This is a genomic window from Anaerostipes rhamnosivorans (genome assembly GCF_005280655.1).
Lineage (GTDB): Bacteria > Bacillota > Clostridia > Lachnospirales > Lachnospiraceae > Anaerostipes > Anaerostipes rhamnosivorans.
Map to the genome: position 1 here is coordinate 352,678 of NZ_CP040058.1, position 12,708 is coordinate 365,385.

The window sequence follows — 12,708 nt, forward strand, 5'->3', positions numbered from 1 at the left end:
TCATTGTCGGAAGGAGGCCTTTCCAGAGCCGACTGGAGACAATGGAGAAAAACTCATACCCAGGAGGGCACACGGTTTTTTATGCCCTTAGGGCTTGGCGTGCTTTGCACGATAAGGTATGACATGTTCCACATGATTTCCGTTCGGCTCTTAGAATGCCTCACTCCAATCATGTAGAAAATGGACGTAATATCTGCTGGAGAAAGGCTTCTGTTAAAAGAAGGGTGACACTTTTCAAAAGTTATTTACCACTATTGGAGGAGCGCATTTCAAAAGCGCGACGGAAATAGTGGTAAATAACTCATTCCCACAGGGCACACCGTATTTTATACCCTTCGGGTGGACGTGCTTTGCACGATAAGGTATAATTTAAATATAGAAAAAATTGTTTATGTAAAGTATGGAAAATAGATATTTTTCAAGCTTTACCGTTAGCCTGAACTGACATTGGCATGTCGGCTCAGGCTAGCGGAGGATATCTGGGCAGGGAGAGGAGGCAGGGCATGATACACAGTATGCGGAGTAAAGTATTCTTAGCGATTATCAGCATCACGCTTTTGACCGCATCAGCGATCACTCTGGTGTTCTACCTGAAGTCTACCCAGATGATCGAAGACAATTATGGACAGAACCTATACGGTCGTATAGAACAGGTAGGAAATGCATTTGATGATGCCATGAAGGAGATCTATTACATCACGCTCCAGACCTCTGATGACGATGAACTTGTGAGCCAGGCAGAGAGTTATTCCCGAACAAAGAAGGTGGGGAGACTGGAAAAGATGTCATCCATCCTGGGCAGGTTTAAAAAACGGAACAGTGATATCGGTTCCGTGTATCTGGTGATGCCGGGGCAGAAGACCATTGTAACGTCAGAAGACTATCCTATTTACGATAAAAAGGTAAAGCGGTCCATCCTTAAGAGTGTGGAGGAGGTTGCCCAAAAGGATCATCCGGTGATTATAACGGATCCGGTAAGAAACCAGAAAAAAGTATTGTCTTTTATTGAACCGCTCACGTCAGATGAAGGAAGGACCATCGGCTATGTTATGTGCAATATCGAGGAGCGGGCCATCTATTATAAATACCTTGATATCCTAAACGACGGCAAATCCTCCGAGGCAGTACTGCTGAACAGGGAGAATGCCATTGTCTCCACAAAGAATGCGGAGTCCATGGGGAAATTATATAAAAACAGCGATTTCCCGAATGTCCAGCAAAACGGTATTGTCAACAAGAGATATCCTGCAGTCATAGGGATCAGTTATAAGACGGTGTTCACCGGATGCAGTTTCTTTATCACTGTGGAAAAAAGCGTGGTGTTAAGCGACCTGAATCAGCTTAAGTATTTTCTATTGGCATTTTTATTCCTGTTTCTTGGGATCTCCATGATTCCTACTTATTTTGCTACCAGAGCCATGTATGAACCGTTAAGGAACCTGACGGAGGCCATGGATGAGGTCAGCGGGGGAGAGCTGGATAAGCGGGTGGAAGTGCACACAAACGATGAGATCGGCAGACTCTCCAACGACTTCAATAACATGCTGAACCAGATTGAAAAGCTCATTGAGCGCCTGATCAAAGAAGAGGGGCTTAAAAAGGATGCGGAACTGGAAGCGCTCCAGTACCAGATTACCCCGCACTTTATGTACAATACATTAAACTCCATAAAGTTTGCAGCTCTGCTGAAGGGCGAAAAGGAGCTTGGGAATCTGATCGGAGATTTTGTGGAGCTTCTGCAGGCCAGCGTCAACAAAAAAGGGACCTTTGTTACGGTTTCTGATGAGCTGCATATCCTGAACAATTATATCCATCTGCAGAAGATTCGGTATGACGGGCATTTTGATGTGGAGTATGAGATTGACGAGAAGGCAGGAAGCTGTTTTGTACCCCGTCTGATCCTGCAGCCGCTGGTGGAGAACTCCATCCTTCACGGGCTTGATATGAAAAAAGATAACAGCCGGATTGAGATTAAAGCTATGATTGAGGAGGAATATCTCTGTATCAGTGTCAAAGATAACGGACGGGGTATGACCCAGGAACAGATTTACGATTTACTGACAAAGAAGACGAAAAAAACAAATGGGCTCAGCGGGATCGGGGTAGCCAATGTCCGCGAGAGACTGGAGCTGTATTACGGAAATAATGCCGGCCTTGGATATGACAGCAATTCTGACGGAACTTCGGCATATCTTTACCTTCCGGCTTACAAAGAGCAGAATCTGTATGCAGTGTGAAAGGAGAAACGCCATGTACCGAACGATCATTGTAGATGACGATTTTTTAGTGCGGAGCTATTTAAAACAGCTGGATGCCTGGGAGAAAGCAGGCTATGAGATCACCGCGGATCTCCGGGACGGCGAGGAGGCCCTGGGTATGATCAAGGAGCAGCCGCCGGATGTTATCGTAACCGATATCTCCATGCCTCTGATGGATGGAATCGATCTGATACGGAAGGTGCGGGAGATGGGCCTGTCTACATATATTATCGTTCTGAGCTGCCATGATGATTTTAATTATGTGAAAGAGGCCATGCGGCTGGGAGCCAATGAATATGTGCTAAAAAATTCTTTAGATGAGGATTCTCTTTTTGAGGTACTGAAAAATGCGGAGCACCATATGGACAGCATGAAAAAGCAGAACACGGATGAGGAGCGGACAAAGAAGCTCATCAGAGCCGGAAGCCAGTCCTTAAAAATCCGGTTTTTTAACGAGATCCTGGCTGGGGACATGAGTCTTAAGGAGAGGGAGGAAAGGCGGAAGGAAGCCGGCATTAAAGGAAAATACATGAACAGCGCTGTTGTAAATATGTTCATACCAGGGTGGATGGGTATTAAGGACGGCCAGTCTCCGGCGGAGACAGAGCAGTATGCGGCGGGATTTATCGAGCGGCTTTCCAAACAGCTGGAAATGCTCCTGGGGGAAGAGAGCTGCAAGGCAGAGACGATCTCTCTGGGCGGAGGAATCTTCTGTTGTTTTTTGGATCTTTCGGATCTAAGCAGGAGCAGTGTGATGAAGCAGAAGCTCACCAGTGTGGCCTCTGCCTGTTTCCAGTGCTGTAAGGAAGAACCCTATGACTATGACATCGGGGTCAGCAACATCTGCATCGGTGAGGGCGGGATCCGCCAGGCGTACCAGCAGGCAAGGGAGACGATCAAGCTGAGTTTTTATGAGGACAGTGATATTCTGTATTTTGACAGCCAGAAGGCTATCGGCACAAAGATGCCAGATTGTGCCCAGGAGCTTCTAAGCCATGCGAGGGAATATGCCGCGGGACGCAGGGAAAAGGAGATGAAGGCGGAATTCGGACAGGTCATAGACATGTGCCGGGAGCTGAGGACAGATCCCAAGATCATCTTCCGGTGGATCCGCAGGCTGGACACGGCGGTAGGAACGGAACACAGCCAGGAAGAGCTGTTTAAGCTGACCCATGTGGAGCAGCTTAAACAGATATTTGAGGACTACAGAAAAAAGATCTTCCTGGGAGTGGGTAAAGAGGTGCCGGAAAGCGCTGGAACGCAGATCAGACAGGCTGTCCAGTATATCAGGGAGCATTTTAAGGAGCAGATAGGGCTCCAGGAGGTGGCAGATGCAGTAGGCCTTAATTTTGCCTACCTGAGTTATCTGTTTAAGCAGGAGATGGGGATAGGGTTTTCTGGTTTCCTTCTGGAACTACGGGTGGAATATGCAAAGGACCTGCTGAAAAATACCAGCTACAAGATCAAGGACGTGGCTTTGGAATCGGGATTTAACGATTATCACTATTTTTCAAAGGCATTTAAACGGCTCAATGGTATCAGTCCGGCAGAGTACCGCAGGAGGTCCTAAAAATAAGACACAAAATCGGGAATATCTATTTTTAGTACAACAAAGCTAAAAATATTCCCGATTTTTTTGATCCTCTACCGTGGTATCCTTTATTCAGATCAAAAAAGAACACGGATAAAGGAGAAGTGCTATGTTTAACAAAGAAAAAGTAAAATTAGGAATTGCCCCGATCGCTTGGACCAACGATGATCTTCCGGATCTTGGAAAAGAAAACACCTTTGAGCAGTGTGTCAGTGAAATGGCATTGGCAGGGTACACTGGTTCCGAAGTAGGAAATAAATATCCAAAGGACCCAGAGGTTCTAAAAAAGGCCCTGAAACTCCGGGGAATGGAGATCTGCAATCAGTGGTTCTCATCATTTTTGATCACAAAGCCATTTGAAGAGGTGGAAAAAGAGTTCCGCGCTCAACTGAGTTTCTTAAAGGCTGTGGGAGCAAAGATCATTGGTGCTTCTGAACAGAGCCACAGTGTACAGGGTATGCTGGATACTCCGATCTTTGGACATAAGTATGTGATGAATGACGAAGAGTGGGAAACCTTCTGTACGGGAATGAATAAGTTAGGAAAAATCGCAAAAGAAGAATACGGCATCAGCTTAACCTTCCACCATCATATGGGAACTGTGGTACAGGACCCGGATGAAGTGGAAAGAATGATGGCAAACACAGATCCTGAATATGTGAATCTGTTATTTGATACAGGGCATTTTACATACTGCGGGGCAGATCCTCTTGAAATGGTGAAAAAATATGTGGACCGCATCAAACATGTCCATCTTAAGGATATCCGTCCGGAAATCGTAGAAAAAGTGAAAGCAGAAAACTTAAGCTTCTTAGATGGTGTGCGTATGGGGGCGTTTACGGTACCGGGTGACGGATGTATTGATTTTGATCCGATCTTTAAGGTGCTTGAAGATTCAGGATATGAAGGATATATGCTGGTAGAGGCAGAACAGGATCCGGCCAAGGCAAATCCGCTTGAATATGCCATGAAGGCAAGAAAATTCATCGCTGAGAAAACTGGATTATAAGAATAATGATATAGAATAGACAAAATGCTGTTGGAGGAACGAAAAGTTCTTCTGACAGCATTTTCTGCCCAGAGAACCTATAATATGGGGTAACTATGTGGCGATAGAAAATAGAAAATTCATTTGTTACAAACAAAAGACCCCGCATGCCTGCGGGGTCTTTAATGAAAAGAGAGGATTAAAATATATATGAAAAACTATGTCTTAAGTATATCAGTTTTATATCCGAATACAATGTATAGAAACTAAACAATTCTAAACATCCTATAAACAAACATTAAGAAAGTCTTGTGTTTCTTATGGAAGGATAGGGTGGCTTTTTATATAGTCCTCCATAATGTAAGCGGCACAGCCGACGATCTGGGCACAGGGACGCTTCTTATAATAATCTTTTGTGCGTTCCTCAGGGACGTAGGTTTCCTTTTTCTGCTCCAGGCCCAGCAGTTCGCGGCAGACGATGGAGCCGTTTACATCTTCAAATGAGCGGGCAAGTTCCTGGATGTGCCTGTAATGCTCTGTCTTGGCTTGGCGGTCAGTGGGGGAATCGTATCCGTACAGGATACCGGCAGCAAGAAACATACCGCTGACGGATCCGCAGACCTCCCGGAGTCTTCCCATACCTCCGCCGAAAGAAGAACTCAATCTCAGTGCGGTCTTCCTGTCCATATCATAGAGGTCCTGGAAGGCCAGAAATACAGACTGGGAACAGTTGTAGCCTTCTTTAAATAAATCCATGGCCTTTTGGGCATATTGACTGGAAGTGAGATCAATGTTCATATGTGGCTCCTTTTCTTTTGCGTGTTGCGGAAACGGTTTTATCAAATAAAAATATAAACAAAAAACACCATCCCCAGCCCCAAACAAGCCAAAAATAGTGTTTTAATACGCGATGAGGGGCTCGAACCCTCGACACCCTGATTAAGAGTCAGGTGCTCTACCAACTGAGCTAATCACGCTTATTTCTTTGTGCGCTGCTTTTTCAACGCAAGGATTATTATATATGATGTTTTTGATAATTGCAAGTGAAAAATGAAAATTTTTTTGTATTTTTTTGTCGGCCGTTAAAAGAAGCCGATATTTTAATCTGATTAAGAGGAAAAGAAGAAGAGCAAAAGCCCCTGGACCCTATACTTTTCCGCATCTTTGTGCTAGAATAAACCCAAAATTTGATTGTGCCCTGGGATAGAAGAAGGAGTGTAAAATTTGAAAAATAATAAATTTGAATCCAATAAAAAGTACTTTACCATATCGATTTATTCGATCGTCGTGATCTTGATCGGATGTATTATTTTCCGTCTGGTGAATAATTGGGCATCGACCATCGGTATCCTGACAGATCTGTGGGATACGATCTTTCCGTTTTTTATTGGCTTTCTGATTGCATACGTTATGAATCCGGTTGTGGGTTTCTTTAATGAGAAAGTATTTGTAACATTATTCGGTGAAAAGAGAAAGAAGATTAATCGGGCAGCGGCGATTCTTACTACCTACATTATATTAGTAGGGGCACTCACCATCTGTCTGATCTTCATTGTTCCTCAGCTCTATGACAGTATCAAAGAGTTGTCCAATCAGATCCCGGTGATCTCTGATAAGATCATGGGGATGCTGGATCACTACAAGGAGAGCGGTTCCGGACTGATGCCTCCTGAATTGATGGACACACTTGAGACCAAAAGCCTGCCGAAGCTTGTGCAGCTGTCCAACCAGATGCTGACGGATGCGATTCCAATGCTCTATAATTTTTCAATATCATTTGTGAAGTGGTTATTTAATTTGTTTATCGCTTTTGTGGTCTCCATCTATATGACAGCAGATAAGCAGATTTTAAAAAGCTCCTGCCGCAGAATCATTTTCGCTGTTTTTCCGTATGATGCAGCTGTGCCGGTTATCCACGGACTGAAAGAGTGTCACAACATCTTTTCCGGATATATCATCGGAAAGTCACTAGACTCCCTGATCATCGGATGTCTCTGTTTCTTTCTTATGAGCATCCTTCATCTTCCCTACACTGTGCTGATCAGTGTCATCGTTGGAGTGACGAACATGATCCCATATTTCGGACCGTTTATCGGAGCTGTTCCGGGCGCATTTATCCTGTTTATCGTGAGTCCGTATAAAGCACTGATCTTCCTTGCGATGATCCTGGTTTTGCAGCAGTTTGACGGACTGGTACTGGGACCGAAGATCCTGGGCAATTCTACTGGTGTCCGCCCAATCCTGATCCTGTTTTCCATTACAGTGGGAGGTGCTTACTTCGGACCTTTGGGGATGTTCCTGGGAGTACCGTTTTTTGCAGTGGTACAGTACTTGATCAATAATTGGGTAAACTACAGGCTATACAAAAAGAATCTGAATATCGATTAGGAGGAAGGACATGAATCCCGTTGTTGCAATGGTCCAGTGCAGATCCTCTGCAGAGCCGGAGGATAACCTTCAGAAAGCAGAACAGTTCTGCCGGGAAGGATATGAAAATAATGTGAAGTTTACGATCTTTCCAGAGTACTTTATGACATATTACCCTATGGACAGGGCAGAGTATTACAAGAGAGCGCAGTCTCTTGACGGACCGTTTGTCAGAGAGATGAAAAAGCTGTCTGTAAAATATGCGCAATGGATTCTGTTTGGAATGAATGAGAAACCGGAGCGGGAAAGCGGCGGGAAGTGCTTTAACACTGCTGTTCTCATAGATGATAGTGGAACTGTGCGTTCAGTTTACAGGAAGGCCCATCTGTTTGATGCATTCTCCTGGAGGGAGTCGGAAGATACAATGCCGGGAGATGCCTTGCCTGAGCCGGTGGATACTCCGTTCGGAAAGATTGGTCTGGGGATTTGTTATGATCTGAGATTCCCAGAGCCGTCCAGGATCCAGACATTAAAGGGTGCCGATATGTTAGTCTACCCATCAGCATGGGTGGACGGACCGGATAAGTTTATGCAGTGGGAGACTTTGCTCAGGGCGAGAGCTATTGAGAACGGCGTGTTTGCCATCGGTTGCTGTCACTACAGCGAAGAACACTATATGGGAAGAAGCCTTGCATTTGATCCTTCTGGTAAAAAGATCGCAAAGGCCGGCTCCGGTGAGGAGCTTATCGTGCTGACAATCGATACAGAGAAAGCGGCACAGGTCAAAAAGCAGGTGCCTTCCTTAAAAAACCGACGTACAGATCTATATGATATTTCCCAGAGAAACAGTGAAAAATCCAAGTAGTAAAAAGGATAGGAGCATAAAAATTCAAACTGGAAGGAGACCGATTATATCGAGAGTATGCAGAGGAAAAATTACCTCTATGTGAGACAGAGCAGGTTCCAGTGCCCTATGACAATGGACGAGCTCAGCGGGAAGATAAAAAGATCCCGTTAAGCAAAGGAAGAATAGAAGGACTGAGAAAATATTATGGCTTTTAGCAGCTCTTTTCATGATCCATATGTATCCATTTATCAAATATTGATTGTATCCACCCCCAAAATACAATAGAATGCAAATATAACGAGGAGGTATTTACATGAATCAAGACTGCATTACAATGGAACACGTGGGCATTGCATTTCAGGACAAAAAGGCGTTGAGCGATGTCAATATAAAAGTATCCGAGGGAGAAATCTTTGGATTTCTAGGACCCAGCGGTGCTGGAAAAACAACGACCATCAAGTTATTGAGTGCACAGCTGACCCAGTATACAGGACAGATTTCTGTCATGGGAATGGAGCCCATGAAGAATGTCAGCGCACTGTACCAGAATATTGGAATTTTATCTGACAACAGCGGTTTCTATGAGAAGATGTCTGTGGAGGAAAACTTAAAGATCTTTGCGGAGATCTACAGGCTTCCGAAAACGAGGATTCCAGAGGTGTTGGAACAGCTCCATCTTGCCGGTGACGAAAAGAAAAAGGCCGAAAAGCTTTCCCGCGGAATGAAACAGCGGCTGCTGTTTGCCAGGGCTATCCTGCACAAACCTAAACTTCTGTTTCTGGACGAACCAACGGCCAATCTGGACCCGTCTACAAGTGAAGATGTACATAATATCATCAAAGACCTGAACAAAAACGGAACGACAGTGTTCCTCACCACACATGACATGGAAGAAGCGGATGAACTCTGCAGCAGAGTGGCATTCCTCAATGAGGGGAGCATCAAAGAGGTCGGTGTTCCTGAGGAATTAAAGATCAAGTATGCAAAAGACAAGGTGCGGGTCCTCTACGGAGACGGCACGGTAAAAGAGTTACCGAAAGACAAAGAATCCATAGCCAGTGAACTTTCCCGTACAGACAAAGAGATTGTGACCATCCATTCAGTGGAACCCGACTTAAAAACTATTTTCTTAGATCTGACAGGGAGGGAATTAGCATGAAATTAAGAGGACGAATTATAAAGGCACTGATGAAAAAGGATTTCCGTATGCTCTCAGGCAATAAAAATGCCTTCTTTATCCTTCTCCTTCCGATTTTGTTTTGTGTGCTTTACACAAAGGTTCTGCCCATCGGAGACCAGGCGGGACAGATCTACCCTCTGGCTCTCTGTGAAGTGCTGAATCTGGTTTGTGCGCCGATCTCTCTGCTCAGTATGATGGTAGCGGAAGAGAAAGAGAAGAATACTCTCCGGACATTGATCATGTCTGATGTGAGAGCCATGGAGTTTCTGGCAAGCAAGATGTTTGTAGTGCTCCTTCTGATGGAAGTGGTCTCTGTTGCAAATTTCCTGATCGTAGGGATCGGCATGAAGTATTTTGCGGGATACCTGCTCATTTCCACTCTGGCATCCATAGGGATCCTGTTTCTGGGAGCTTCTGTCGGCATCATGTCAGAAAATCAGATGTCCACCGGGACGATCTCCACGCCGTTGATGCTCTTATTGATGCTGCCACCGATGTTTGCGGGGATGAATAACGTTCTGGAAAAGATTGCGTTCTGTCTTCCGACAAACGCGTTTGTTGAGATCATGAACAGGGAATATTACCAAAAAGCGGCATTCCTCTCCGGAAGCAATCTGAAGTATTACGCAGTCTGTCTCGTATGGATTCTGATCGGCATTGTAGTGTTTAACATTATCTATAAAAAAAGAGGCGTTGACAGCCAATAGTTTATAATATATTTAGAATTGTTTATTTTCTATATATTGTTTTAAGAGGAAAAGTTGGTATACTTAAGACATAGTTTTTCATATATACTTAATCCTCTCTTTTTAAAATGCTCTGCCGGTTACAGAGCACATATTGTAAGCAGGTTAGTGCCGGAAGGAATTCCGGCACTGATTTTTTATTCCATAGGAAAATTCTCCCTATGGAATAAAAAAGACCTACGGGCGTTACGCATTTTGCGCTCATACAGGAGAAGTCTTTTTGTTCAGCAATGCATAAACACAGGAATCCGTGAGTTCACCGTTTTTATAGATGCTGTCTTTTTTGATTCCTTCCAGCTGGAAGCCGCAGTGTTCCAGCACCTTTCTGGAGCCTGTATTGCGGGCGAAGGGCTCTGCATAGATGCGCACAATCGAAAATGTCTCAAATGCTTCACGGCAGATCCTGCTTACCGCACTGCTCATGATCCCCTGTCCCCAGTAGTCTTCTGCCAGCCAGTACCCCAGCTCAGCACTGTATCTGTATACATCGCTGCCAAGGAAGATGCCGATGCTGCCCACAGCATGGCCGTCTGCACAGATAGCACGGCACAGCTGTCCAGAGTCTTTGTTTTGAATACAGGACTCTACATAATCTGTTGCATCCTTCCGGGTGTACGGATACGGAAAAGCATCCCTCAGATTAGCGGCAATCTTTTTATTATTTGCATGGTGGGCAATATCCTCAGCATCCTCATACTGCCATGGCCTCAGCTCATAATCTATCATAAGTCCCCCTTTCACTCTTCTCAGCACTCCACGATCTTAATATAAAAGCTCCGGTTTCTGGGACCGTCAAATTCACAGAAATAGAGATCCTGCCATATACCGAGCACAGGTTTTCCCTGTGAGATGATGACGGTCTGTGACGGACCAACGGTAGAACATTTCAGATGGGCGTGGGAGTTCCCCTCCATATGCCGGTAATGGCTGTCTTGCTCAGGATAGATTTTGCCAAAACCGTAGAGCATATCGTGGACTACATCGGGGTCCGCGTTTTCATTGATGGTGATACCGGCTGTTGTGTGCGGGGAATGGATAATGGCAATGCCGTTCTTGATCCCGCATGCCAACAGGTCTTCTCTGAGATAGGAGGTAATCTTGATCATATCCTCCGGCCGGGTGCGTTCCAAATGATGTTCAAAAAATGTGTGTCTCATTTCATCACTCCTTTACTTTGTCTCTGTGAGCTTCGCTCTGTTCTGGAAAAGCGTCCTACGCTGTTATTTTACCAGATACACTGCTTAAAATATACCTGTAACAAAGCTTGCAGCTTAAAGCAGCAGACAGAACATAAACGAAAGAACGAGGTATATTGTATTTTTTGGTATTCCTTTCCGTATATTCTTGTTTCATGACAATATTTGTGATATTTTGAAGAAGATTTAACAGTTTTATTACAAAATCCTTACGAAATAAAAGTTACCGGAGGAAGAGAGAGTTGAGGAACTTAAAAAAATATATAACAGTCTGGACCATGGCACTGGCTGTGACGGCGGTATCCATGCCGGTCTCTGCGGCACCGTCTATGTCTGCCGGCACCGAGATCGTCCAGGAAGATAAAGTACAGGAACAAACATACCAGGTCAGATTTGATGCGGCGGGAGGCTATGTATCCAAGTCAGTGCTCCAGGCAGAGGCTGGGGAACGTATACAGGAGCCTGAAACGCCGAAAAGAGACGGCTACGTATTCCAGGGATGGAGAGTTCAGGATACCGCAGGCCAGACGAAGTTCTGGAATTTTGATACCGATGAAATGCCGGAGAGAGATCTCAAGCTGACAGCTGTGTGGGAAAAGGAATGCACATTGGACCGTTCTCAGGTTACTGTGGCAGTTTCTGCACAGGCGAAAGTAGAAGTCAAAAATGCCTCTTCACCTAAGGTTGTGTGGAGATCCGGAGATGAACGTGTGGCCGCTGTGGACAGCAGCGGGAATATAAAAGGAAAGGCAGCCGGAAGGACTTATGTGCAGGCTGTAGTGGGCAGCCAGGTGGTGAGCGCAGATGTACAGGTCACAAACCCATATCTGGCCCAGAGCAGCGGCACAGTGGCTAAAAAAAGGACTTCCAGAATACCGATCAAGGGACTGAGTGCAGACAGCAAGGTGTCCGTAACGGTGAACAGAAGCAGGGCAAATGCCTATATCCAGAACGGACAGCTGGTCATATATCCAAAAAAACAGGGGACGACCAAGTTTTACGTCACAGCAGACGGTAAACAGAAAACTTATAAGGCTGCGGTCACCTCTTATCAGGCGGTAAAAGCCATCGCAAAGGCAAAGAAAGCAAAGGGATGCCGTTACAGCCAGGCAAGAAGAATGAGAAGGGGTTACTATGACTGCAGTTCTTTGATCTGGCGGTGTTATAAACCATACGGCGTACATTTCGGAAGCCGTTCCTACGCACCGGTTGCAGCCAGTGAAGCCAAGTACATGAAGCGGCACAAAAAAGTGATCTCTTATAAGAGGCTAAAGGCCAGCAAGCTTCTCCCGGGAGATGTGATCTTTTACTCTTACACAAGAAATGGAAGATACCGTAACATTTCCCACGTGGCGCTGTACATAGGCAACGGAAGGATCATCCATGCGGCCAACAGCAGAGTGGGTGTCATCGAGGCAAATTATAAATATACCAGGTGCATCAAGATGATCGCGCGTCCGGTTAAATAAATTTTAAGAAAAGAATCGGCTTTCCCTAAGGAAGGCTGGTTCTTTTTGTGTTATACTGAAACCAAA

11 protein-coding genes and 1 tRNA gene are annotated in these 12,708 nt (G+C 45.1%); 8 read left to right on the forward strand and 4 right to left on the reverse strand.

All coding sequences use genetic code 11. The features are described from left to right. Window positions 1–503 precede the first annotated feature (503 nt). From AR1Y2_RS01775 to iolE, 3 genes are all read left to right on the forward strand, one after another. Complete coding sequence (locus AR1Y2_RS01775; protein WP_137327423.1) at window positions 504–2,237, forward strand: cache domain-containing sensor histidine kinase; 1,734 nt, start codon at window positions 504–506, stop codon at window positions 2,235–2,237. Between the two features lie 13 nt (window positions 2,238–2,250). Continuing rightward, a complete protein-coding gene (locus tag AR1Y2_RS01780) occupies window positions 2,251–3,828 on the forward strand; it encodes a response regulator (RefSeq protein ID WP_137327424.1) in 1,578 nt (525 codons plus the stop codon). A gap of 130 nt (window positions 3,829–3,958) precedes the next feature. Continuing rightward, complete coding sequence (gene iolE / locus AR1Y2_RS01785; protein WP_137327425.1) at window positions 3,959–4,858, forward strand: myo-inosose-2 dehydratase; 900 nt, start codon at window positions 3,959–3,961, stop codon at window positions 4,856–4,858. A gap of 297 nt (window positions 4,859–5,155) precedes the next feature. Here iolE and AR1Y2_RS01790 read toward each other — a convergent pair whose 3' ends face one another. Both AR1Y2_RS01790 and AR1Y2_RS01795 read right to left on the reverse strand, forming a co-directional pair. Next, window positions 5,156–5,635, reverse strand: coding sequence for a C-GCAxxG-C-C family protein (locus tag AR1Y2_RS01790; protein ID WP_137327426.1), 480 nt, complete (start codon window positions 5,633–5,635; stop codon window positions 5,156–5,158). Between the two features lie 106 nt (window positions 5,636–5,741). Further along, window positions 5,742–5,814, reverse strand: a tRNA-Lys gene (locus AR1Y2_RS01795). Window positions 5,815–6,061: 247 nt separating this feature from the next. Between AR1Y2_RS01795 and AR1Y2_RS01800 the strand changes: the two genes are divergently transcribed. From AR1Y2_RS01800 to AR1Y2_RS01820, 4 genes are all read left to right on the forward strand, one after another. Next, on the forward strand, window positions 6,062–7,225 hold the full coding sequence (locus tag AR1Y2_RS01800; protein WP_137327427.1) for an AI-2E family transporter: 1,164 nt from the start codon (window positions 6,062–6,064) through the stop codon (window positions 7,223–7,225). Window positions 7,226–7,235: 10 nt separating this feature from the next. Then, window positions 7,236–8,069 (forward strand): carbon-nitrogen hydrolase family protein, encoded by an 834-nt coding sequence (locus AR1Y2_RS01805; protein WP_137327428.1) that lies wholly within the window; start codon window positions 7,236–7,238, stop codon window positions 8,067–8,069. Between the two features lie 295 nt (window positions 8,070–8,364). Further along, a complete protein-coding gene (locus tag AR1Y2_RS01815) occupies window positions 8,365–9,210 on the forward strand; it encodes an ABC transporter ATP-binding protein (protein WP_137327429.1) in 846 nt (281 codons plus the stop codon). Further along, on the forward strand, window positions 9,207–9,938 hold the full coding sequence (locus tag AR1Y2_RS01820; RefSeq protein ID WP_137327430.1) for an ABC transporter permease: 732 nt from the start codon (window positions 9,207–9,209) through the stop codon (window positions 9,936–9,938). Before AR1Y2_RS01815 ends, AR1Y2_RS01820 begins: the two co-directional genes overlap by 4 nt. A 240-nt stretch (window positions 9,939–10,178) precedes the next feature. On the opposite strand, the gene AR1Y2_RS01825 is transcribed toward AR1Y2_RS01820, so the two are convergent. Continuing rightward, window positions 10,179–10,703, reverse strand: a complete 525-nt coding sequence (locus AR1Y2_RS01825; RefSeq protein ID WP_330554816.1) for a GNAT family N-acetyltransferase — start codon at window positions 10,701–10,703, stop codon at window positions 10,179–10,181. Window positions 10,704–10,723: 20 nt separating this feature from the next. Then, on the reverse strand, window positions 10,724–11,134 hold the full coding sequence (locus AR1Y2_RS01830; protein ID WP_137327431.1) for a secondary thiamine-phosphate synthase enzyme YjbQ: 411 nt from the start codon (window positions 11,132–11,134) through the stop codon (window positions 10,724–10,726). 281 nt (window positions 11,135–11,415) lie between these two features. Between AR1Y2_RS01830 and AR1Y2_RS01835 the strand changes: the two genes are divergently transcribed. Further along, window positions 11,416–12,642: an NlpC/P60 family protein gene (locus tag AR1Y2_RS01835; RefSeq protein WP_243118822.1), complete on the forward strand. Its 1,227-nt coding sequence runs from the start codon at window positions 11,416–11,418 to the stop codon at window positions 12,640–12,642. Window positions 12,643–12,708 lie beyond the last annotated feature (66 nt).

Excerpts from the sequence above, each read along its gene's own strand:
- AR1Y2_RS01775 (WP_137327423.1), top strand. The coding sequence starts at position 504 with ATGATACACAGTATGCGGAGTAAAGTATTCTTAGCGATTATCAGCATC.
- AR1Y2_RS01780 (WP_137327424.1), top strand. The coding sequence starts at position 2,251 with ATGTACCGAACGATCATTGTAGATGACGATTTTTTAGTGCGGAGCTAT.
- iolE (WP_137327425.1), top strand. The coding sequence starts at position 3,959 with ATGTTTAACAAAGAAAAAGTAAAATTAGGAATTGCCCCGATCGCTTGG.
- AR1Y2_RS01790 (WP_137327426.1), bottom strand. The coding sequence starts at position 5,635 with ATGAACATTGATCTCACTTCCAGTCAATATGCCCAAAAGGCCATGGAT.
- AR1Y2_RS01805 (WP_137327428.1), top strand. The coding sequence starts at position 7,236 with ATGAATCCCGTTGTTGCAATGGTCCAGTGCAGATCCTCTGCAGAGCCG.
- AR1Y2_RS01815 (WP_137327429.1), top strand. The coding sequence starts at position 8,365 with ATGAATCAAGACTGCATTACAATGGAACACGTGGGCATTGCATTTCAG.
- AR1Y2_RS01820 (WP_137327430.1), top strand. The coding sequence starts at position 9,207 with ATGAAATTAAGAGGACGAATTATAAAGGCACTGATGAAAAAGGATTTC.
- AR1Y2_RS01825 (WP_330554816.1), bottom strand. The coding sequence starts at position 10,703 with ATGATAGATTATGAGCTGAGGCCATGGCAGTATGAGGATGCTGAGGAT.
- AR1Y2_RS01830 (WP_137327431.1), bottom strand. The coding sequence starts at position 11,134 with ATGAGACACACATTTTTTGAACATCATTTGGAACGCACCCGGCCGGAG.